This window comes from Bradyrhizobium sp. USDA 3311, assembly GCF_054062495.1.
The window spans coordinates 3,755,458-3,777,442 of record NZ_JBSSFI010000001.1 but is presented as its reverse complement, the minus strand read 5'-3'; the positions used below and the strand labels follow the sequence as shown (position 1 = coordinate 3,777,442).

15 protein-coding genes and 1 pseudogene are annotated in these 21,985 nt (G+C 64.5%); 3 read left to right on the top strand and 13 right to left on the bottom strand.

Annotation, left to right across the window (positions count from 1 at the left end; genetic code table 11):
- Positions 1-65 precede the first annotated feature (65 nt).
- Positions 66-992: an SMP-30/gluconolactonase/LRE family protein gene (locus ACVWW6_RS17885; protein ID WP_456681155.1), complete on the bottom strand. Its 927-nt coding sequence runs from the start codon at positions 990-992 to the stop codon at positions 66-68.
- A 167-nt stretch (positions 993-1,159) separates the two neighbouring features.
- Positions 1,160-1,993, bottom strand: a complete 834-nt coding sequence (locus ACVWW6_RS17880) for an AraC family transcriptional regulator (RefSeq protein WP_038967668.1) — start codon at positions 1,991-1,993, stop codon at positions 1,160-1,162.
- A 183-nt stretch (positions 1,994-2,176) separates the two neighbouring features.
- Between ACVWW6_RS17880 and ACVWW6_RS17875 the strand changes: the two genes are divergently transcribed.
- Positions 2,177-3,280 carry a mandelate racemase/muconate lactonizing enzyme family protein gene (locus ACVWW6_RS17875; protein ID WP_060908659.1) on the top strand — a complete coding sequence of 368 codons (1,104 nt, stop codon included), beginning with the start codon at positions 2,177-2,179 and terminating at the stop codon, positions 3,278-3,280.
- A gap of 9 nt (positions 3,281-3,289) precedes the next feature.
- On the opposite strand, the gene ACVWW6_RS17870 is transcribed toward ACVWW6_RS17875, so the two are convergent.
- The gene (locus ACVWW6_RS17870; protein WP_028174588.1) at positions 3,290-3,646 is read right to left on the bottom strand and encodes a hypothetical protein; all 357 of its coding nucleotides are present in this window, start codon (positions 3,644-3,646) and stop codon (positions 3,290-3,292) included.
- Between the two features lie 184 nt (positions 3,647-3,830).
- Between ACVWW6_RS17870 and ACVWW6_RS17865 the strand changes: the two genes are divergently transcribed.
- Complete coding sequence (locus tag ACVWW6_RS17865) at positions 3,831-4,055, top strand: hypothetical protein (protein ID WP_011089440.1); 225 nt, start codon at positions 3,831-3,833, stop codon at positions 4,053-4,055.
- A 280-nt stretch (positions 4,056-4,335) separates the two neighbouring features.
- Here the strand turns inward: ACVWW6_RS17865 and ACVWW6_RS17860 are convergent, their stop codons facing one another.
- The gene (locus ACVWW6_RS17860; protein ID WP_456681154.1) at positions 4,336-4,992 is read right to left on the bottom strand and encodes a glutathione S-transferase family protein; all 657 of its coding nucleotides are present in this window, start codon (positions 4,990-4,992) and stop codon (positions 4,336-4,338) included.
- Positions 4,993-5,173: 181 nt separating this feature from the next.
- Here ACVWW6_RS17860 and ACVWW6_RS17855 point away from each other — a divergent pair, with 181 nt between their 5' ends.
- Positions 5,174-6,397, top strand: coding sequence for a polyhydroxyalkanoate depolymerase (locus ACVWW6_RS17855; protein WP_011089442.1), 1,224 nt, complete (start codon positions 5,174-5,176; stop codon positions 6,395-6,397).
- A 31-nt stretch (positions 6,398-6,428) separates the two neighbouring features.
- Here ACVWW6_RS17855 and ACVWW6_RS17850 read toward each other — a convergent pair whose 3' ends face one another.
- The 9 genes and pseudogenes from ACVWW6_RS17850 to ACVWW6_RS17810 form a co-directional block, all read right to left on the bottom strand.
- Positions 6,429-8,252, bottom strand: coding sequence for a diguanylate cyclase domain-containing protein (locus tag ACVWW6_RS17850; RefSeq protein WP_456683164.1), 1,824 nt, complete (start codon positions 8,250-8,252; stop codon positions 6,429-6,431).
- 252 nt (positions 8,253-8,504) lie between these two features.
- Positions 8,505-10,697, bottom strand: a complete 2,193-nt coding sequence (locus ACVWW6_RS17845; RefSeq protein WP_456681153.1) for a glycosyltransferase — start codon at positions 10,695-10,697, stop codon at positions 8,505-8,507.
- 12 nt (positions 10,698-10,709) lie between these two features.
- On the bottom strand, positions 10,710-11,990 hold the full coding sequence (locus ACVWW6_RS17840; RefSeq protein ID WP_231166566.1) for an HlyD family efflux transporter periplasmic adaptor subunit: 1,281 nt from the start codon (positions 11,988-11,990) through the stop codon (positions 10,710-10,712).
- A 318-nt stretch (positions 11,991-12,308) separates the two neighbouring features.
- A complete protein-coding gene (locus ACVWW6_RS17835) occupies positions 12,309-15,638 on the bottom strand; it encodes an adenylate/guanylate cyclase domain-containing protein (protein ID WP_456681152.1) in 3,330 nt (1,109 codons plus the stop codon).
- Positions 15,639-15,954: 316 nt separating this feature from the next.
- Positions 15,955-16,470 (bottom strand): hypothetical protein, encoded by a 516-nt coding sequence (locus ACVWW6_RS17830; protein ID WP_011089447.1) that lies wholly within the window; start codon positions 16,468-16,470, stop codon positions 15,955-15,957.
- 449 nt (positions 16,471-16,919) lie between these two features.
- Positions 16,920-18,789 (bottom strand): annotated as a pseudogene (locus ACVWW6_RS17825) (ABC transporter ATP-binding protein).
- 9 nt (positions 18,790-18,798) lie between these two features.
- Positions 18,799-19,725 carry a 2-hydroxyacid dehydrogenase gene (locus ACVWW6_RS17820; protein ID WP_456681151.1) on the bottom strand — a complete coding sequence of 309 codons (927 nt, stop codon included), beginning with the start codon at positions 19,723-19,725 and terminating at the stop codon, positions 18,799-18,801.
- Between the two features lie 13 nt (positions 19,726-19,738).
- Positions 19,739-21,067 carry an NAD(P)/FAD-dependent oxidoreductase gene (locus ACVWW6_RS17815; protein WP_456681150.1) on the bottom strand — a complete coding sequence of 443 codons (1,329 nt, stop codon included), beginning with the start codon at positions 21,065-21,067 and terminating at the stop codon, positions 19,739-19,741.
- A gap of 42 nt (positions 21,068-21,109) precedes the next feature.
- Complete coding sequence (locus ACVWW6_RS17810) at positions 21,110-21,985, bottom strand: ABC transporter permease (RefSeq protein WP_011089451.1); 876 nt, start codon at positions 21,983-21,985, stop codon at positions 21,110-21,112.

Below are 21,985 nucleotides of genomic sequence, written 5' to 3'. Positions count from 1 at the left end.
ATCTCGAGATCCCGGGTTCTATGCTCCGCATAGCCCCGGGATGACAATCGCGTTTTACGCGATTGTCACTTGTTCAAGAAGTTCAACGGCAAACCGCCGCGCGGCCAGTCCATGGCGATCAGCTCGCCCTTGCCTGACAGCGTGATGTAGGCGGTCTTCAGCCCGGGGCCGCCGAAAGCGATGTTGGTGGTGACGCGGTCGCCGGTCGGGACCTGCTCGATCAGGGTGCCGTCAGGCGCGATCACCGAGATGCAGCCGGAGACGAGGGTGGCGACGCAGACATTGCCGCCAGCCTCCACCGCGAGCGAGTCGAACATCTGGTAGCCGCCGAGGCCGCAGATCGGCTTGCCCCGCTCGCCGCGATAGATCATCTCGCGCGGCCTCAGCGTGCCGGGCGCGGAGAGCTCATAGGCCCAGAGCCGCGCCGTCGGCGTCTCCGCGATGTAGACGGTGTTCTCGTCCGGCGAGAGCCCGATGCCGTTGGCCGGCAACACGCCGTGCACGACCTCAACGATCTCTTTCATGCCGGGCTTGAGATAGTACATGCCGCCGACGTCCATCTCGCGCGCGCGGCGCTTGCCGAGATCGGAGAACCAGAGGCCGCCGTGCCTGTCGAACACCAGATCGTTCGGCCCGCGCAGCTCGTGCTCGCCGCATTTGGTCACGACGGTCTCGACCTTGCCGGATTGCAGGTCGACGCGCTGGATCGAACCGCCGAGATAGTTGTCCGGCTGCGGGCCCGGCATGATCATCTGGCCGGTCGGAATCCAGGAGAAGCCGCCATTGTTGCAGATGTAGATCTTGCCGTCGGGGCCGAGGGCGGCGCCATTCGGTCCGCCCGGCACCTTCGCCACGATCTCCTTGCGGCCGTCGGGATAGACGCGGGTCAGGCGCTGGCCGCGGATTTCCACCAGCACCACCGAACCGTCCGGCATCACGACCGGCCCTTCGGGAAATTCGAGGTCGGTGGCGAGAACGCGGACGTCAGACATTGAGACCCTCCCGGCTGCTTGTTATGGCTTGCACGGGATGTCCGGCACGGGCCCCACACGCAAGATTTGCCTGCGGTTATGACAAAGTCACCGGGGCTTGCCAAGCAAGCGGGACGGTATGCCAGCGTTGCGCCGCAAGGCGCGATTAAGGGTCATCGCGGATCGTGCTACCCGCGCACCGGCACCCAGATCTCGAAGCCGCCATTGCCGGTCGCGGGATCGAATTTTTCGTCGTAGCGCTCGAAGCTCGGCGCGTCCGCGGCCTTCAGGCCGGAGGCGGGCAGCCACTGATTCCAGATCGTGTTGACGGTGCGCCTGATCGAGGCGACGTGGTCGGTGTGGGCGAACACCGCATAGCGCTGCTCGGGGATGCGGATGCGGCCGAAGCGGCGCGGCAGGTCGGAATAATCGCTGACCTCGACACCGGCGATGTAGTCGAAATTGCCGGCATCGTCGCCGTTGCAGCAAACGCCATAGGCGACGTTGCCGACACGCGCCGGGATGTCGGCGACCTCCTGGTGGAAGCGCTGCCACATCCCCGGGATGATCGCGCCGTTGTCGCAGGAGATGCGCTCACTGATGCCGGCGACGAGGAAGGCGGTTGCGGTCTCGAAACGCGGCGGGGCGAGAGTGTCTGAGATGGTGGAGTCCATGAGGATCGGCTCCTGAAGCTTGAGATGGCCGGTGCACGTCGCGGCCCGCACCGCTTCGGGTGTGGTGCCAAACTGGTCGCGGAACGCGCGGGTGAATGCTTCGTGCGAGCCGTAATCCGCCTCCAGCGCCAGCGACAGAATGTCCGGCGCGCCGTTCGCAAGGCTGCGCGCCGCCTCGGTCAGCCGCCGCGCGCGCACGTAGCGCATCACCGGCAGGCCGGTGGCTGCGGCAAACGCGCGCACGATGTGGAACCGCGACACGCCTGAGATCGCAGCGATCTCGTCGAGCGTCATCGGCTCGGCAAGATGGCTCTCGATATACCAGAGCGCGCGCTGGGCTGGATTCATGGTGGTTCGGGCCCTCGTTCGAAGCGCGACCATGATGCACGGAGCGCCGCGGGCTTCGCTTGATCGGCGTTGCGGTCCCGCAAGAGAATAACGCCGGCACAGCCACTGGCAACGTCCCGGCGTTCATGGCTACACTCGGGACGTCCTTGAAACCGCTCACAAGAAGGCAGGAGGAACCGCGTCATGAAGATCACCGATGTGCGGGCGCACCAGATCCGCATCCCCTATGACGCCGGTGTCGCGAGCTTCCGCCAGGGCGCCTCCGCCATCACCGCGCTCGACATGGTGATCGTCGAGGTCACGACCGATGCCGGGTTGACCGGCTGGGGCGATGCCTTCGCCTATGTCTGCCCCCGCACCACGCGCAGCGCCGTCGAGGAGATGATCGCACCGCAGGCACTTGGGCTTGAGGTTCCCGATGCCGCCGGCATTCCCGCGGTGATGGAGCAGATCCAGCGCAATCTGCATCTGTTCGGCCGCTACGGCATCACCATGTTCGCGATCTCCGGGCTCGACATCGCGCTGTGGGACCTCGCCGCGAAGATCAAGGGCGTGCCGGTGCACCGCCTGCTCGGCGAGACCAGGCGCCCGGCCATTCCGGCCTATGCGAGCCTGTTGCGGATCGGCTCGCCCGACAACATCGCGGCCGAATGCAAGAAGGCGCTCGCGCTCGGCTATGGCGCCATCAAGCTGCACGAGACCACGGCGCCGGCGGTCTATGCCGCGCGCGAGGCGATCGGGCCGGGCGTACCGCTGATGGTGGACATGAACTGCCCGCTGTCGGGCGAGCAGGCGATCGCGTTCGCCGGGACATGCCGGGACGCGCAGCCGATGTTCCTGGAGGAGCCGGTCTGGCCACCGGAGGATTTTGCCGCGCTCGCCGAGGTCCGCAGCAAGGGCGGGCTCGGCGTCGCCGCCGGCGAGAACGCCTGCACGGAATATCAATTCCGCCAGATGATGAATGCGGGCGCGGTGAGCCACGCCCAGCCGTCGGTGATCAAGGTCGGCGGCATCACGGAGTTCCTGAAGGTCGCGGCGCTCGCCGATCGGCTCGGCGTCAAGATCGTCCCGCATTCCCCGTATTTCGGCCCCGGCCTGCTTGCGACCTTGCATCTGCTGGCGGGGCGCGACGACGGGTTCGTCGAGATGTTTTACCTGAAGCGCGAAGCCTGCCTCTGGGGCGGCCGCGCCGACGTCGATGCCACCGGCCATGTCGCGGTGCCGACTGGGCTTGGGCTCGGCTATGAGCCCGACCGCGGCGTGATGGAGCGATATCGCGTCGCGTGAGCGCGGCGCCTATTTCGCCGCGTCCTTGGCCGGCGGCGCGTCCTGCTTCTTCTTCACGTCCTCCGCGATCTTCGTTTGCGCGGCCTGGAGATCGCCGAGCGTCTTCTGCAAGCCGGCAAGGCTCGTCTTCAACGCGTCGATCTGGCGATTGGCGGCATCCAGCCTCTGCTGGTGATCGAGGTTGAGCTTGGTGATCGTCTTCTGGAGGAAATCGACGTTGCTCTGGAGGCAGCTCGTGCGCCGCTCCATGGTCTTCTCGACGGTGCAGATCTCGATGCCGGGCACGTCCTGCGCGCGGAGCGGCGCGATCGCCAGCGTGGCGAGCAGCAACATCACGACACAGACGCCGGCGCTTCGAAACGGCATGCAGGTTCCTCGTCAAATTGATCACGGCAATGTGCGCTGTTTGCGCACAGCCGCCGGACGCTACCACACTCGTACCGCATTCTCGCGTTGAGCTTGGCTTGTTCCCTTGGGACAGGGAGCAGTGAACCGCGCGCGGAAGAAATGGGCGCTCTTTCCGCGGCTTTGATTAGGGGAGATTTTTGGAATGGCAACGCGCGATAGACGTCTGGCGGAATTCGACGGAGCCGGTGAACCGCCTCCTGGCTTGCCGGTCGAAGTGCTGTGCGAGGATCACAGCGGAACGTATCAACTGCCGTTCGCCTGCCGCTATGTCGAGGGACGCTGGCAGAACCACGAGGCCGGCATCGCGGTCGAAGCGACCGTGATCGGCTGGCGCTTGCCGCGTGTGAAGCACTCCGGCGTCGCCTGACAGCGGCTTCTGTTCCAAAATGCAACGGGGCCGCGCTCCGCCTTAACCTTCGGAACGCGGTTCGAACGAATCGCGTCCGAATCAGCCGAATCGCCTCGTCCACGCCTGTTCACGGCTAGATGTCGATGCGGGTCTGTTTTCACGCACAATATCTGCGCGACGGCCGGGGGGGCTCGAGCCTGGAGCCGGCGCCAAAGGTTAACGGTGGACAAGGCATGGCTCGCACCGCCGCCCCAGCCGGTCCCCGCCCCCGAAACAGGCAGGCCGGCGCAACGCCTGCCTAATATTCGACCTCGAGCTCCTCGATCTCGGCCGGCTCTTCCTTGGCCGCCGCGATCCATTCCTGCATCTCGGGCATGGCCATGATGGTATCGGCGTAGGCCTTCAGACGCGGCTCGAGCTTGACGTCATAGGTCACGAAGCGCGTCACCACGGGCGCGTACATCGCATCCGCCATGGTGCGCCTCTCACCGAACAGGAACGGGCCGCCCGATTTCTCCAGGCAGTCGCGCCAGATGGACCAGACGCGGTCGATGTCGGCCTGCGCGCGCGACCAGATCTTGAAGCCGGGGAAGTGTCCCTTCAGATTGACCGGCAGCGAGGCGCGCAGCGTGGTGAAGCCGGAATGGATTTCGCCGCAGATCGAGCGGCAATGAGCGCGCTGGACGCGGTCATCCGGCAACAGGCCGGCGTCCGGCATCACCTCGTTGAGGTATTCGGCGATCGCCAGCGTATCCCAGACAGTCGCGCCGTCGTGGCGCAGACATGGCACCAGGATCGACGACGACAGCAACAGGATTTCGGCGCGCGCGGAGGCATCGTCGGGCGCGGTCACGATCTCCTCGAAATCGAGCCCGGAAAACTTCGTCAGCAGCCAGCCACGCAGCGACCAGGACGAGTAGTTCTTGCTGCTGATGGTCAGTGTCGCCTTCGCCATATGGCCTCTTCCCTCACGCCTGAGATGGGCACCCCGCCCGGCCCGCGGGCATGCCCACTACCTGTGCTTCCAATGTGTACACCCCGCTTGAAGAGCAAGCGATGTGCCAGTTTTACGGGCGATTTGACTCAGTTTTGGCTTCGATATTGCATGGCACCATGGGACAGGTGGGCGCTTCAGTATGATGTCGATGTATTATCAAGCCTTTCAGAACCAGATGGACCTGACGGCGCCTTGGCGCGCGGGCGCCTCGTCTGCGCTCAAATTCCTCAACCTGGTGCCGCAGGGCGTGTCGCACCAGGTCGTCGGCCGGCTCTCGGCGGCGCTGGAGCTGATCTCGCGCTCCACCCTCACCTACCATCGCCCGGCCTACGGCATCGACAGCGTCATGGTAGGCAACCGTGAGGTCGCCGTCACCGAGGAGATCGCCTACGCGACCCCGTTCGGCTCGCTGCTGCACTTCAAGAAGCAGGGCGTGCCCGAGCAGCCGCGCATGCTGCTGGTGGCGCCGATGTCCGGCCATTTCGCGACGCTGCTGCGCGGCACCGTGAAGACGCTGCTCCAGGACCACGACGTCTACATCACCGACTGGCACAATCCGCGCGACATTCCGCGCAGCGAGGGCCGCTTCGGGCTCGACGACTACACTGATCATCTCATCGACTTCCTCGGCCAGCTCGGCCCGCGCCCGCATATGGTGGCGATCTGCCAGCCGTCGGTCTCGGCGCTCGCGGCCGCCGCCGTCATGTGCGAAGGCAACCATCCCTCGCGGCCGGCCACGCTGACGCTGATGGCAGGGCCGATCGACACGCGGATCCAGCCGACCAGGGTGAACGAGTTCGCCAAGAGCAGGCCGATCGACTGGTTCGAGCAGAACCTGATCAACTACGTGCCGGTGCAGTGCCGCGGCGCGCTGCGCAAGGTGTATCCGGGCTTCGTGCAGCTCACCGCCTTCGTCTCGATGAATCTCGAGCGGCACATCAAGCAGCACATGGACCTCGCCAACCACATCGCCAAGGGCGAGAAGGAAAAGGCGGCAACCATCAAGACCTTCTACGACGAATATTTCGCGGTGATGGATCTGCCCGCGGAATTCTACATCGAGACCGTGCGCGACGTATTCCAGGAGCATCTGCTGCCGCAGGGCAAGCTGATGCATCGGGGACGGCCGGTGAACACCAAGGCCGTCAGCCGCATGGGGCTGATGACGGTCGAGGGCGAAAAGGACGACATCTGCTCGATCGGCCAGACGCTCGCCGCGCAAGACCTCTGCACCGGCGTGCGCGCCTATCGCCGCGTGCACCACATGCAGGCCGGCGTCGGCCATTACGGCGTGTTCTCCGGCAAGCGCTGGAACAACGAGATCTATCCGCTGCTGCGGGATTTCGTGCACGTGAATTCGTGAGGCGCACGCCGCGCCGCGCTAGGGCTGCTCTTCAAGCCCGTATCGAGCCGGGCCACGCGACGACTTGCCCTGACATCACAAGGCGGTTGCGTCCGCTCTCCTTGGCGGCGTAGAGCGCTTTATCCGCAGCCACAATCAACGACGTGCAATCCGCCTTGTCGCCGAACGACATATGTGTGGCGCCACCAATACTGAGGGTGACCTGCTTGGATGGCGGGTTGAGCGCGTGGAGGATGCCGAGGTCCTGAATCGCTTGCCGGATTCGCTCGCCGACCTGCTCGCACCCTCCCATGTCGGTGTTTGGCAGCAGCAAGGCGAATTCCTCACCACCATACCGAGCGGCTACGTCTGCAGGCCGTCTGGCCTGCTCCGCCAGGACCCCGGCAACCGAGCGAAGACATGCATCGCCCGCCTGATGCCCGTACTGATCGTTGAAACGCTTGAAATGATCGACGTCCATCAGCAACAGCGACAGAGGCGTTCCTTCGCGCCTCGCCCGGTCCCATTCCGCCTCCAGCCGCTCGTCGAAGTGTCTGCGGTTTGCCAGGGCCGTCAGGCCATCCGAACTGGCGAGAGCCGACAGCTTATCCTCCAGGTCCTTACGTTCGGTCATGTCGCGCGAGATCGCCACCACGCCGTTGATGTCTCCACTCTGCGCGCTCCTTGCGACGCGCAGCGCGGTTTCGATCCAGACCTCGCCTTTCTCGCGATGCCGAGTGCGATAAGTGATTCTAGCCTCCTCGGCTTCGCCGTTCATCAGCGCGGAGATCGTTTGCTCAACCCGGGCCAGGTCCGCGGGATTTATGCCGGCAAGGGCCGACGTATCCACCAATTCGTTCGGAGCCCAGCCGAGAACCCGCGCGCTGGACGGCGACGTATAGAGGATGCGTCCATCGAGCGCGATGCGCATGACCATGTCTCCCGACTGCTCCGCAAGGAGGCGAAAATCCGCCTCCTTGGCGATCAGGGCAGCGGCCATCTTTTGCCGCAGGTGCAACTGGCGCACCAGCAAAAGCCCCGCAACAGCGAGCCCTCCTATCAGTCCCAGCACCGCAGCCATGCGCATCAGCGCGGCCCTGCGCCATGGAGCCAAGACGTCGTCTTCCGATTCCGTCGCAACCACGAGAACGGGGTAGCGACTGCTCAGTTGATAAAAGCTCAGTCGCCGAACGCCGTCGAGAGGCGACGTGAAGTAGTAGACGCCCGCAGCCGGCCGCTCGCGGAAATTCCTAAAGAGCGGTGCATTCGACAGATCGCGGCCCGTGTATCCGTTGTCCGGGCTACGCGCGAGGACAATGCCTTTCGCTGTCGCCAGTGAAATTGAGCCGTTCTGGCCAACGTCGAACCCGCGATAAAATTGCAGAAAGTAGTCAACATCGATCGTGGTAAGAGCCACTCCGGCAAAACTGCCGTCAGGATGATTGAAGCGCCTTGACGCGGTGATGATCCATTGCCCGCCCGACCTGCTCCTCACTGGTGGCCCGATGAAGGTTCCCCGGTCAGCCACGGCGCGATGATGCTGGAAATACTCTCGGTCGCTGTTGTTGAGACTGGCGAAATCCACAGGCTCGCTGGTCGCGAGCCAGCGGCCGGTCTCGTCATAGACGAACACGGCGCGGATCCGGTTCGCGGCTTTGCGCCGGGAAAGAAAGGTCTGAATCTTGGCGATTGCCGCCGGGCTGGTTCCCTCGAGTTCGAGTTGGCCAACCAACACATTGAGAACGGTGTCCGCGAGTTCGAACGTATCGTCCGCGTGTTGCGTCACCGACCGGGCCAGATTGGCCATGTCCGTTTCGGAGCCCTTCAGCAGCGTCTGTCGCGAGGACCACTCCCGCCAGCCGCTGAGCGCGACCATCGCCAAGCAAGCGACCGCCACAAATGCGGAGGCCCAGAGCGTCAGACGCCCCTGGCGAACATCACTACGGTGATCGATCAAGAGACGCTCCCTCCACCCTCAACCCCGTAAACGCCTTGGGCTAAGGAATGGTTGCTCGTTCCGGTTGAGGTTTTTGGCAGAGCACCGGAAGGAGACTGACGGCATCGATGAGCGGCCTGACCGTCGATCGATAGCCCATGGACTGGTCGGACGAGAAGGATAACACAGCAATCAGCTCAGCTTGACGGCCTCGAGCACTGTGCCGGCCACTCGACCAAAGTGAGGTTCAGTAAAACTCGCCGGATGACGGCTTCGAACTCCGGCAAGATGTGCCAAGTCGTCGATCCGCGGTTGAGGCCGAATGACCAGGCTCTCTGCCGGCAGACGTTCGGTCGGCGAAAGCGGCGCGGGCTTGGCGCCGCCTGCAACAATGTGGGGCGACGGCGCGGCCATTGACCAGATGTTCTTGAGCATCGCCCTGTTCACCGAGCACGCGATGACGCCGTTGCCCCTCAGGCGGGCGACGGTAAAGAGCTTGCGGATCAGCAGGTCTCGTTCAAGCGACTGCGGCAAATGGAACTGCAGCCCGACGAGATGGCCTCTTTGTTGCACGACCATCGCGTCGATCCACCCCACCTGCGCGATGTGCACGCGCAGCGGTTCTCCAGCACGAGGACAGTCAATGCCGGCGCCGAGCAGAACGCCGGCGCCAGAGAGGGAGACGTTGCTCACGCGCCCAGAAAGCACCTCGCCGGTCCCAGTCAGGATCAAGACTGATTCATCGACATCGAAACGCTCCTCGGCACGTCCCATCCGCGCCTGCAGCGAGGTCATGCAGACGAAGAAGAGCACGACGATGTTCACGACCGACCAGAAGGCGACCATCGGTAAAGCGCTCGGATGATCGATGATCCGCCATTCCGGGATGGTGTTGAGAACCACGCCGACGACCGTCAACGCCATCAGACCCGCCGATGGCCAGAATATCTCCGCGGCGTAGCTTGCGCGTCGCGCGGCTGCGCCCTTGGGCGTTACCCTGAACGCATGCCCCGTCGGCTTGACGAGAGTCCCGAGCACCGTTGGCAAGATCTTGAAGCTCTGGATAGTCGCCGATACCTGAGCGGCGAGCGGAAAGTGCTCGTGCGGCGCGAACCAGGAGATGCCGCCGTTAAGCGCCAGGATCGCGGGGAACAAGTAATAGAAGACGGACTCAGGAGTGACGTCGACGACAGGCGCTAGCCCAGTCCACATGAACACGATCGGAACCAACACGACCGCGAGCGCCCGCAGGCCCATTGAGAGCCAATGCGTCGGAAAGAAGAGGAGCCGATGCATCAAGCCCAGTCCGGGGCCGAGCGGGCCGTCGGCGAGATACAGCGTCTGGATCGCGCCACGCGCCCAGCGTTGCCGCTGCACGAAAAAGGCGTCAAGGCTTTCCGGCGCCAGTCCAATCGCCAGCGGCTCGCGTAGATAGCGAGTGACGTACCCCTTGCGCAGCAGGACCAGCGTCAACAACATGTCTTCCGTAATGGACTGGGTCGGCAAGGCATCGCCCACCGCGCGGAGTGCTGCGCGACGCGTGACGGAGTTGGAACCACAACAAAAGGCACCATCCCAGCCGTCGCGCGCCGGCATGATGGAATCGAAGAAGAACCGTTGCTCGTCCGGCAGTCCCCTGTGCAGGCCGAGATTCGCCTGCATCGGGTCCTCATTGTAGAAGGTGTGCGGGATCTGAACGATTCCGATCTTTGGATCGGCGAAGAAGCCCATCGTGCGCATCAGGAAATTGCGCTGCGGCACGAAGTCCGCATCAAAGATCGCGAAGAATTCGCCGCTCGTCTTCGTCAGGGCATGATTGATATTGCCGGCCTTGGCATTCAAGTTGTCGGCGCGCGTGAGATAGCCCGCGCCCTTTTGCTTGCAGAGTTCCCTGAGCCAAGGCCTGCGACCATCATCCAAGACCCAGACCTGGAAATTTGGATAGCCCAGGCACAGCGCGCCAGTGATCGTCTTTTCCAGCACCTCGAATGGCTCGTCATAGGTCGGAATAAAGACGTCGACCGAGGGCAGCTCGTCATCCGGCAGGCTGCGAAGCCGACGCTCGTGCTGATCTGCTTCGCTGCGGCGATCGGTCCTGCGAAGGAAAGTCAGATAGAGAATGAACTGATCTGTGAAGGTCAGAAGCTCGACGAACAGACAGAACCAGATCCAGCCGACCTGATACCAGCTCCCGCTTGCCGGCAGCACGGTGGTGCAAATACGCCATTCGAGATAGCGGGCGACCACGAGCCAAACCACGACAAAGACCGCGACTCGCGCCCAAGGGCGCGCGACTGGAAAGGTCGGCGCCAACAGGTACATCGCCGCAAAGATGCCCATCATCGGCGCGAACAGCTGAGAGAGAGGCAGAGTCATGGCCTGCATGGAACATCTCGCTTACAGGGACGACTGGTCGAGCTCCAGGCGAGCGGTCAGCCATTTCAACTTCGAGCTGACCAATCGTAGCAGGCCGTCGGCGCTGCGCTCGAAGCGCACCTCAGCCAACCGTCCGATATCGCAGGAGCCGTTGCGGTCGGCCGACGTCTCATTGGGCGGAAGCGATATCTCTACGGTGATGTTGCCCGGATCAGGCCGCGGCACCCGAGCCGCAAGCAGCCGATCATCGCCGTAGGCTGCCGATCCGCGGACTTGCCGGATCTGGCCGGTCTTCCATTCGCGGCTCCCAATCAGGCGGACGGTAGCCGCATCTCCGGCCTTGATCTTCTCGAAATCACGCTCGGGGAGTTCAACAACGATGAACCGACGCTCGCAATCTGCAAAATCGAAGACCGATTGCCCTTCCGTGACCATCGAGCCCGGGCTGGCCGCGACCGACCAGACCACATGGGCTGCGGGCAAGGACAGATCGTAGTGATCGAGACGATCAAGTCGAGTGCGCTCCTCTGCGATTTCCGCGGCCAGCTGCGCGGCGCGTGAGCTGTTCTGCAACAGGTCCGTCTCGAGCTCCTGGCGGCGGAGGACAAGCCGCTCGCGCTGCTGCTGAGAATAGGGCACGTCATTGGCATCGCCACGAAGATAGATGCCCTTCTCGACCGCCCCCATCTCGGTCTTGAGGCGCTGCAGGCGTTCATCGGCCATCTGGCACCGCGTTGCGGTTGCCTCCTGCGAGGCCTGGGCCTCACCGGAGCGGATCTGCGAACTGATGCCGAGCTTCACGAGCCTCTCCATCCGGCCCGCGACATCGTTCCGCTGCCGCGCCTCGGCGAGACAGCCGCCTTTTTCAGCTTCCGTTTCGCCGATCTCGTGGCTCAGGCGCTCCACCATCCCCAAACGATAGTCCTCGCTGCGCTCGCCGAGCTTGCGATCGAGCTCGGCGATTTCCTCCAGTTGCCGACGTGCGAGCTCGGCGCGTTTGGTGGACATGGCGAGCTGCTGATCAAGGTCCATGAGGTGCCGGCGATCCGGCGAACGCGCCTCGACCAGCGGCACCACCCGGGTGCGCTGGAAATATTCACCCTTGCGTGGAAGATCTGACGAGAGCTGACCCGCCATCGGTGCAGTCACCCGCATGAGCTCGGCATTGACATAGGCGGAGGGAGCGATTCGGTAGGTCACATACGGCAACAGGGTCCATCCGCTCAGAGCGATGATCCCGAGCGCCAAGGATCGGCGAACAATCCGGCTGCGAATGAAACGTTCGACATGCAAGCGAACCACGACTGGATCTCCAATGGGCTTTGGTCGCTGCGCCTGCCCCGGCGAAGGCAAGCCAATCGCCGCATGGCCCGGCCCTGGGATGGAGTCTGCGCCTTGAGGCACTGAGCAATCCGACAACATTGGTGCTAGCCGAGATCGGGATTCGCCGCCGCAGCAGACTCGCGTTCACAACCAAGAGAAGCGTATTTAGCTTTCACCACATTAGGTTAAGCTGTGTCAAAACCGGAAGACTACGGCTCCCCGAATCGAAGACCAGGATGCCGACCTATTCCGGCTTGAAGTCGGCGCGCCGGTTGCGCCGATCGAATGGCGGCGCGGCTAACGCCCATTCCTAAGCAGCTCTTTCGCTTCTTCGACTTCGGGAAGATTTCGTTCCGCCTCGAATTCGGCGAGGACGGGAGCGAGCAGTTCGAAAACCGCGCCGGCTCGGCCATTTGTCTTGTGCAGGCGCGCAAGTCCAATGGCGCTGCGCAGCTCGAAAGTCTTCGCCTGTTGGTGGCGTGCGATTTCCAGCGCCCGGTTGAAGGCATTTTCGGCCCCGGAATCGTCCGGAGGGTCATGTCGCGACAAAAGCTCGCCCTGGACGCGATGCAGCTCGGCATCAAGCCAATGCTGACCGGATTGTCCCGCCCATGCGATCAATTCGCTCAAGATCTCCAGCCCGGTTTCGAGTTGGCCCACCTCTGCATCCGCCATCGCGACCTGCATCCCCCAAAACGGTTCACAGAGGTAGCAGTCATTCTCGCGCAGCATGGTCCATCCGCGACGCATTTCCGTCAGTCCGGCCATCCGGTCGCCGGCACGCCACTTGGCGAGGCCATTCAGATAGGTACCGGCGGCCACGTACAGCGGCATCGTGTGGTCGCGCGCGAGACCAAGCGCCAGGATGGTATCCGTCTGCTGCAACATGCCCCCGCACAGTCCGTCGAACACGGCCCGATGAACAAGCGCATTGGCCCGGGACAGCGCCCGTTGTTCTCCCGAAGCGCTCACCGCTTCGGCTGCGAGCCGGCGCGCGCGAGCGATGCTGCCAAGCGGCCAAAGCACCAGAGCAAGAAACCTCATGATCACGAACGGCAGATCCAGCGCCGAGGGCCTGAACGTCGCGGGATCCGGCTCGGCACCATAGATCGCCAGTGCCCGCTCGAGATGCGTTCTCGCGTTCAAATAGTCGCCCCCGAACCAGCAGGTGACGCCGCCTGTCCAATGCGCAACGACGGCGGCCACCGGCGCGTCCGGTCGTCGCTCCGCGGCACTCATGATGGCGTCGGCCAGTTCCCGCATTGGAGCAAGTTCGCCGTGTGTCAGACAGGCATTGAAGAGGCCCGAATGTATCGGCGCAAGTTCCACCGGATCATTGATGTCGGCAGCGAACTGCCGGGCGCGCGTCCATGCGGCTACCGTTTCGGGGGCGCTGTGCCCGAGGCCGCCCCTTAACGCGCGGCCATATGCGATTTGAAGATGCAGCCTGCTCATCATCCGGCGAGGCTCGTCAGGCAACTCATCGGCGATGGCAATCGCCTTGCCGAGATGCGCAATTGCCTCGGAATAGGCCGAGCGTTTCAGCGCCTGCTGGCCCGCCTTGCGCCACCACTCGAGGGCGACCTCGTTCAGCCCAGCCTCGGTGAAGTGGTGTGCCAGAACTTCCGGCTCGGTCTCGGCGACGACTGGAAACTTTTCGCGCAGGACATCGCCGATGCGCGTGTGAAGCACCTGCCGTTTGCTCTTGAGCAGGCTCTCGTAGGCCGCCTCCTGAACGAGAGCGTGCTTGAAACTGTAGTTTGCCTCGGGCGGAGCCCCGCGACACACCAGCAGTTCGGCCTCCTCGAGTTGCCCCAGCGCAGCGCTCAGCGTCAGATCATCGCGTCCCGCCACATATCTCAGCAGCGCGTACGAGAAGTCGCGGCCGATGGCGGCGCCTATCTGCGCCACCTCCTTGACCGGAGCCAGCCGGTCGAGCCGCGCCATCAGCGAATCCTGCAGCGTCGCGGGAATAGCCAGCGGCGGGAGCGGACTTTCGAGGCGATAGCGCCCGGCACCTTCGACGAGCCATCCGGACTCCAGCACCATCTTGGTCAATTCCTCGACGAATAGCGGGACGCCATCCGTCCTGTCGATGATCTGCTTCATCATCTCGCGTGGCAGCTGGCGACCGACAGTCACCTGCTCGACCAGCGCCCGCGTGTCCTGCCGATCGAGCCGGTCGAGCCGCAACAGAGTGACGTTGGCAAGGCCCGACCAGGAGGGCTCGAACTCCGGCCGCGACGTCATGAGCACGAGTATCGGCAGTCGCCTGATCCGGTCGACCGTGAGATCGAACAGTTCAAGTGTCGTGGCATCGGCCCAATGCATATCCTCGCAGATGATCAGCAGGGGCTGCTCTCGCGCCAATCCCTCAAGCTGATCGAGAAGGGTGGCAAAGGTCTGTCGTCGCAGCTGCGCCGGGCTCAGACCGAGCGGCGGATAACGGTCGCCGGTTGGGATCGAAAGCAGTGCCGCAATGAGCGCTGTCGCCCGGGCAACCTGCTGCGTTCCAAGCGCCAGCATCGCCTCGAGCTTGTCGAGCTTTTGCCCGGGCGTGTCGTGCGAGCAAATGCCGGCAGCGCGCTCGAGTTGCGCGACAAAGGGATGAAGCGCACTGTTGGTGTGGTACGGCGAGCACTGATATCGCACGCGGCGGTGCGCCCCCAACACGGGGCTTTCGGACAGCATTGCGACCATGCGCGACTTGCCAATGCCGGCTTCGCCGGAGATCAGCACCATCTGCCCTTGCCCCTGCCATGCCAACCGCTGGCGCGAGAGCGTGAGTTCGATCTCCTCCTTGCGGCCGACAAAGCCGATCGAGCGCGCCGCGTGGACCGCCTCGAAGCGACTTTCCGATGCGGGCGCTCCCTCGACCGCCCAGACCGCGATGGGTTCGGATATCCCCTTGACCTCGCGGCGGCCGAGGTTGCGAAAAGTGAAGAGATCACCGAGCAGCCGGCGCGTCGACGAGGCAACGACGACCGCTCCCGGCTCCGCCAGGCTCTGGAGCCGGGCAGCGAGGTTTGGTGTATCGCCGACCGTTGCGCTCTCCTCTGACGCATCTCCGCTGATGAGGTCGCCGACCACCACAAGCCCGGTCGCGATTGCGATCCGCAACTCAACCCGTTCGTCGCCGCTCGTCTTGAGCTGTCGCATCGCAGAGATGGCGTCGAGGCCCGCGCGCACTGCGCGCTCCGCGTCATCCTCGTGGGCGCGCGGATAGCCGAAATAGACGAGTATTCCGTCGCCAACGAACCTGGCTATGCTGCCGTCATAGGCGGAAATGACCCTCGCGCAGGCAGCGCGATAGGCCCGGATCACTTCCCACATATCCTCGGGATCGAGACGCGCCGAGAGTGCGGTCGAGCCGACCAGATCGCAAAACATGACGGTGAGGTGGCGCCGCTCGGCGTCGTGAGGAGGAGTCGGCGATGCGATCAACGCGGCGGGATCGAGGTCGGCAATAGCACGCAGCATTTTACGGCGATGGCCGAGCAGGACTCCGAGCTTATCGAAGTCCTCGTCCATCAGCTCGGGAAGGACGCCCATGTCGACGCCATTTTGGACAAAACGCTCTGCGTACTGCCCAAGTCCCAGCTTCTCGAGCCACTCCGCAATCTGCATTGGCTCCACCGATCCTGTGGTTGGCGGTTAGCAGAATTTTGGACCACGGCGCGGGGACGATATCCCAACATCATCATGATGGCACGTCTTGTTTGTTGCGCGATAAACTCAGGTTGCTCAGTACCGATACGGCTTCCAAACAGCGGCATTGCCCGATGCGAACGGCAGCGCCACCAAAAATCGTCAGCACGCAGCGTTGAACGACGGAGGTTGCGATGATTCGTGGCTACTCACCCCGTACCTGAGGCCCGCTCCAACACTGCGGCTCGTGTCCGCGTCACCACGCCTGGCAGACGCTCTCCGTGAGCGCAGTCCTTCATTCCTTGTCCATCGACGCTTCGTAGCTGCGAGCCATCGTGCCCGCCGCAACTTGAAGCGAAGAGCCAACCACCCAACAGCCGGCAACAAAGCCTATCAGGCCGTTGGGGAGATTTTGATCAAGGACAAGGATGCTGACTGACAGGGTTGCGGCAATGGCGGCGACGAACGTTCCGGCCGCGCTCATGATCTCAACCGCCTCGGAACCGGTGTATTCTTCCGAGAGGCTCGAGATCGACTTCCGAGCGACACTGCGAGACAAATCAATTCCGACATAATAGCTGAGAGCTCCGTAGAGCGTGGTCATCAGCACAATCCAGCCGCTTTCAAACAGTCCGTCTCTCTGACGCAACAGGGTCGCGCCCACATAGAGGCCGCAAGAGGCCCCAACGGCTGCGAGCCCAATTCTTTCAAGAAGATGGGCCGATTTGATTAGGCTGGAACGAGCGATCCGAAGATTGCCGACTTGCCTCGTTTCGGACACTGCACTGGAAACTGCATCGCCTAGCTTCATTGGTGAGCTCCTTCTTGGGTAAGTAGCAGCCTACCGGCCGACCCCGAATAGAGGCAGCCTCGTGGACGCGTCTTGCGATTCCCCTGATTCCAATTTCTGAAAAATCTGTGCTGAGTGATGGGGCTGGCTTGCTCGCAAGCAAGACGAGAGCCAATCCAAAGCTGCGAGCACGCGGCTTCGCAGGCATTGCATCTCACCCGTGTCTGTCAGTTAGCTTCGGGTGCGGCAATTTCTTGCGGAATTGGTAGCTCGAGAAGAGTGTGATGGAATATGAGATCGTTCACATTCCGCAGCTCCCTGTCGTTCGATCTGGTCACGATTTCCGGAGGACGAGTCTGCATCTGCCCGGCGCTTTCGCCGACATCAAACCTATCTACACTTGCCTGCTTCGTACACGTCAACTCATGCGTTCGGTCACGTCATCGGAAACGTACCGCATCCTGCGCGCCTCAGGCCGACCACTCCTCGCCCCACACCTGGACGACGTGACCAGGCGAGACCTCGCGATATTGCCGCACCGGCGGCTGGTAGTCCGGCGCGCGCACCGGGCTCCTGATCTCGTCGTTGGAGGCCTCGCGCCTGGTGCCGCGGCGCGCGGGATCGGGGACCGGCACGGCGGCCATCAGCTTCTTCGTATAGGGATGCTGCGGATTGCCGAACAGGGCTGCGCGCGGGCCGATCTCGACGATCTCGCCGAGATACATCACCGCGACCCGGTGGCTCATGCGCTCGACCACCGCGATGTCGTGGGAAATGAAGAGGTAGGCAAGGCCCATGCTGGCCTGAAGGTCGAGCATCAGGTTGACGACCTGCGCCTTCACCGAGACGTCGAGCGCCGAGACCGCCTCGTCCGCGACGATCAGCTTCGGCCCGAGCGCGAGCGCGCGCGCAATGCAGATGCGCTGGCGCTGGCCGCCGGAGAATTCGTGCGGGAAGCGCGCGGGCCATGTCGGCGGTCAGGCCGACGCGCACGAGCAGGTCGGCGACCTTGTCGCGCCCCTGCGCAGCGGTGGCGAGGCCGTTGGCCAGCAGCGGCGCTGCGATCGCCGTGCCCACCGACATGCGCGGATTGAGGCTCGCGAACGGATCCTGAAACACGATCTGCATCTGCTTGCGGAAGTCGCGCAAGGTGCGGCCGTTCATCGCCAGCACATCCCGGCCGTCGAGCAGGACCGTCCCGCTGTCCGGCTCGAGCAGCTTGAGGATCGAGCGGCCGGTCGTCGACTTGCCGCAGCCGGATTCACCTACCAGCGCCAGCGTCTCGCCGGCGTGCAAGGTGAAGGAGACGTTCTCGACCGCGTGGACGCGGCCGGAGACCTTGCCGAACAATCCCGAGCGGATCGGAAAGCGCGTGGTGAGGTTCGAGACCTCGAGCAGCGGGCGCTCGGCAGTCGAGACCGTATCCGGTGTCTCGGTCGGCTCATCTGAGGTGCCGGTGACCTTGTCGACAATCGGAAAGCGCATCGGCCGCGGACGCCCGTCCATCGAGCCGAGGCGAGGCACCGCCGCGAGCAGCGCGCGGGTGTAGGGATGCGAGGGCGCGGCGAAGATGCGCGACGTCGCATCGGTCTCCACCGCCTGCCCGCCATACATCACGACCGTGCGGTCCGCGATCTCCGCGACCACGCCCATGTCGTGGGTGATGAAGAGGATCGACATCCCCTCTTCCTGCTGGAGCTCCTTCAGGAGCTCCAGGATCTGGGCCTGGATCGTGACGTCGAGCGCGGTGGTCGGCTCGTCGGCAATCAGGAGTTTCGGCTTGCAGGCCAGCGCCATCGCGATCATCACGCGCTGGCGCATGCCGCCGGAGAAGCGGTGCGGATGCTCGTGGAAGCGAGATTTCGCGGCGGGGATGCGGACGCGGTCGAGCAGCCGGACGGTCTCGGCCTCGGCCGCCGCCCGCGACATGCCGCGATGCTGGATCAGCGCTTCCGCAATCTGGAAGCCGATGGTGAGCACCGGATTGAGGCTCGTCATCGGCTCCTGGAAGATCATGGCAACGTCGTTGCCGCGGATGTCCTTCATGCTCGCTTCGGGCAGCGCGAGGAGATCGCGGCCGGCGAGCGTGACGCGCCCTTCGATCCGCCCGCTCTCCTTCGGAATGAGCCGCATGATCGACAGCGCAGTGACACTCTTGCCCGAACCGGACTCGCCGACGATCGCCACGGTCTCGCGCGGCGCGACGTCGAACGACACGTTGCGGACGACGGGGATCCATTGCCGCTCGCGCATGAAGGACGTGGTCAAGGCCGCGACCGACAGCACCGGCCCCTGCGCTTCGGCAATGACTTGGTCAGATCTGCTGGCGCCGATGTTCATGCGAGTGTCCTAGTAGCCGCGCGTACGATCGACACGCCCCGGCAACTCCTCGCCGCGACGGTGACGTGCGATGACGTCGAGCACATAGTCGACGGCCGTATCCGGCGTGGTCATGCTGGCGTTGTGCGGCGTCAGCAGGATGCGCGGATGGCTCCAGAATGGATGGCCCGCCGGCAGCGGCTCGGGATCGGTGACGTCGAGGACAGCCCCCGAGAGTGCGCCGCTGTCGAGAGCCGCGAGGACATCGGCCTCGACGAGATGCGGGCCGCGCCCGACATTGACCAGGGAGGCGCCGCGCGGCAGGCGCGCGAACAGGTCCGCGTTCAGGATCCCGCTCGTCTCATCGGTCAGAGGCAGCAGGCAGACGAGAATGTCGGTCTGCGCAAGGAAGTCGGGCAAGGCGTCCATGCCCGCATGGCAGATAACGCCCTCGATCTCGCGCGGCGAGCGATTCCAGCCGAGACGCGGGAAGCCGAACGCCTTGAGGCGTTCGAGCACGGCCTGGCCAAGCTGGCCGAGCCCCATCACGCCGACACGCCGCCGCTTCGCCGGCGTGATCCGGATCTCGCGCCAGACCTGTTCCTTCTGCTGGGCGATGAAGTGCAGGAGATCGCGATGCAGGGCGAGCACGGCCATGGTGACGTATTCCACCATGGTCTCGGCAATGCCGGGCTCCAGCATGCGCACCAGCGGGATGTGCGGTGGAAGTTTGCTGGCGTCGAACTGGTCGACGCCGGCGCCGACCGAGAAGACCAGCTCGAGGTTTGGAAAGGTCGCCGCGATGTTATCAGGCGGCACCCACGCCACGAGATAGCGCACCTCGGCGGGATCGCCGATGTCGGGCCAGAGCCGGAACGGCAGATGCGGCGCGCGCTCCGCGAAGAAGCGCGCCCACTCCGCGCCGCGCACCATGTTGGCCTTGTAGAGAACCGTCATGCGGCCAAGGCCCTCAGAACGGGCTGACCGGCGCGAGCCGGCGGCCGTCGATCATGCGCTTGTGGCTGTAGGGCTCAGGATCGACCAGCGGCGTCGAGCCGGTCACGATGTCGGCGGCGAGCTTGCCGGCCGCAGGGCCGATGCCGAAGCCGTGGCCGGAGAAGCCGGTGGCGAGGAAGAAGCCCGGCAGCGCATCGACCGGCGAGATCACCGGGATCGTATCGGGCGTGCAGTCGATCGTGCCGCCCCAGGCTTCCGCGATCTCGATGTCCTTCAACTCGGGATTGGACTTGATCAGCGATGCGAGCGCCGCATTGACCAGCGACATGTCGGGCGCGGGGTCGCGCACCCGCTCGGTCTCGAACGGCGACGGCTTGTCGAGGCTCCAGCTGGTGCCGCGCACGAGCTGGTCGAAGAACGACTTGCCGAACGACATCTTCAGTCCGTTGCGGCGATGCAGATAGGTCGGCCAGAAGGTGCGCGCGTAGCGGAACAGATCGGGCGACAGCTCGACCGTGCCGCGGTTGCGCAGCGCCAGCGTGAAGCCGCCGTCGAGGCGGCGGCGGATGCAGTAAAAATCGGTACCGAGCGCACCCGACGTGATCTCCGGCCCGGGCGTGGTCCGGCACGCGGTGGCGTTGACGAGACCGATCGGCAGCTCGATGCCGTGACGGCGGCAGAACAGCGACGACCATGCCCCGCCCGACAGCAGCACGGATTGCGCGCGGATGGTGCCCTTCTCGGTGACGACGGCGCTGACCCGCCCGCCGGTCGTCTCCAGCCCGCGCGCGGCGCAGCCCTGGTGGATCGTAACGCCGTGCTTTCGCGCGGCAGTCGCAAGCGCGGGCACGGCCATCGACGGCTCGGCGCGGCCGTCGCTCGGCGTGTGCAGGCCACCGACCCATTTGTCGGCATTGCCGGGCATGCGCTCGGCGACCTCCGCCGGCGTCAGGACGGTGGAGTGTACCTGCTGCTCGCGCGCGATCGCGGCCCAGCGTTCCCAGCCGGCGAGCTCGTCCTTGCTCTTGGTCAGGAACAAGACGCCGGTGCGGCGGAAGCCGGCATCGACGCCGGCGTCGTTCTGCATGTCCTCCCACAGCCGCAGCGCCTCGCGCGCCAGCGGAATCTCCTCACGCGCGCGGCCCTGCTGGCGGCACCAGCCCCAATTGCGGCTCGACTGTTCGCCGCCGACATGCCCCTTCTCGACGAGCGCGACGGAAAGTCCCTTCTTCGCCAGATGATAGGCAGCCGAGACGCCGATGACGCCGCCGCCGATGACGACGACGTCGGCCTGCGCCGGCAGGCGTTCGTCGCTATTTATACGGTTGAGCGGCGGGGACATGGGGCACTCTGGACCTCAGTTCGATCGAAGCAAATCTGCTCGTCATGGGATATTCATCCTGGGATCGAGCGCGTCGCGCAGGCCGTCGCCGAGGAAGTTGAAGCTCGTGACCGCGAGCGTGATGGCGAGGCCCGGCGCAATGGCGAGCCACGGCGCGCTGGTGAGATAGATCTGCGCGTTGTTGAGCATGTTGCCCCAGCTCGCGGCCGGCGGCTGGATGCCGTAGCCGAGATAGCTGACATAGGATTCGAGCAGGATCGCCTTGGCGACGTTCAGCGTCGCCGCGACCACGATCGGCGCGATCGCGTTGGGCACGAGCTCGTGGAACATGATGCGCAGGTTCGACGAGCCGAACGCGACGGCGGCGACCGCGAACTCGCGCTCCCTGAGCGAACGAACCTGGGCCTCGACGACGCGGGCAACGCTCATCCAGGCGGTCGCCGCGATCAGCACGGTGGTGGTGACGAGGCCGGGCTCGGTCAGCGCGGCGAGCGCAAGCAGCAGGAAGATGGTCGGAAAGCACAGCACGGCGTCGACGAGCCGCATCAGGACCGCACCGACCACACCGCCATAGAAGCCGGCGAAGGCGCCGACGGCGATGCCGACCGCCATCGCGATCACCATCGCGACGATGCCGATCGAGAGCGACACCCGTCCGCCCATCATCAGCCGCGCCAGCACGTCGCGGCCGAGCTCGTCGGTGCCGAGGATGTGTGCGCCCGAGAGCGGCGGCGCGAACCGCTTCATGATGTCGATATAGGTGTCGTCGAACGGCAGCAGGTAAGGACCCAACGCCGAGCCGAGGACGAGAACGAGGATGATCACAGCGCCCGCAAGCGCGAGCCGGTGCCGGCGGAAGCGCCGCCATGCGGCCTGGCCGGGCGCGAGCTGGTCGGTGGAGAGAACCGCGCTCGTCAT

What these genes read in the sequence shown, in the direction of transcription:
- ACVWW6_RS17885 (WP_456681155.1), bottom strand. Translation starts at nt 992, where the DNA reads ATGTCTGACGTCCGCGTTCTCGCCACCGACCTCGAATTTCCCGAAGGG.
- ACVWW6_RS17880 (WP_038967668.1), bottom strand. Translation starts at nt 1,993, where the DNA reads ATGAATCCAGCCCAGCGCGCGCTCTGGTATATCGAGAGCCATCTTGCC.
- ACVWW6_RS17875 (WP_060908659.1), top strand. Translation starts at nt 2,177, where the DNA reads ATGAAGATCACCGATGTGCGGGCGCACCAGATCCGCATCCCCTATGAC.
- ACVWW6_RS17870 (WP_028174588.1), bottom strand. Translation starts at nt 3,646, where the DNA reads ATGCCGTTTCGAAGCGCCGGCGTCTGTGTCGTGATGTTGCTGCTCGCC.
- ACVWW6_RS17865 (WP_011089440.1), top strand. Translation starts at nt 3,831, where the DNA reads ATGGCAACGCGCGATAGACGTCTGGCGGAATTCGACGGAGCCGGTGAA.
- ACVWW6_RS17860 (WP_456681154.1), bottom strand. Translation starts at nt 4,992, where the DNA reads ATGGCGAAGGCGACACTGACCATCAGCAGCAAGAACTACTCGTCCTGG.
- ACVWW6_RS17855 (WP_011089442.1), top strand. Translation starts at nt 5,174, where the DNA reads ATGATGTCGATGTATTATCAAGCCTTTCAGAACCAGATGGACCTGACG.
- ACVWW6_RS17850 (WP_456683164.1), bottom strand. Translation starts at nt 8,252, where the DNA reads ATGGTCGCGCTCAGCGGCTGGCGGGAGTGGTCCTCGCGACAGACGCTG.
- ACVWW6_RS17845 (WP_456681153.1), bottom strand. Translation starts at nt 10,697, where the DNA reads ATGCAGGCCATGACTCTGCCTCTCTCTCAGCTGTTCGCGCCGATGATG.
- ACVWW6_RS17835 (WP_456681152.1), bottom strand. Translation starts at nt 15,638, where the DNA reads ATGCAGATTGCGGAGTGGCTCGAGAAGCTGGGACTTGGGCAGTACGCA.
- ACVWW6_RS17830 (WP_011089447.1), bottom strand. Translation starts at nt 16,470, where the DNA reads ATGAAGCTAGGCGATGCAGTTTCCAGTGCAGTGTCCGAAACGAGGCAA.
- ACVWW6_RS17820 (WP_456681151.1), bottom strand. Translation starts at nt 19,725, where the DNA reads ATGACGGTTCTCTACAAGGCCAACATGGTGCGCGGCGCGGAGTGGGCG.
- ACVWW6_RS17815 (WP_456681150.1), bottom strand. Translation starts at nt 21,067, where the DNA reads ATGTCCCCGCCGCTCAACCGTATAAATAGCGACGAACGCCTGCCGGCG.
- ACVWW6_RS17810 (WP_011089451.1), bottom strand. Translation starts at nt 21,985, where the DNA reads ATGACGAGCGCGGTTCTCTCCACCGACCAGCTCGCGCCCGGCCAGGCC.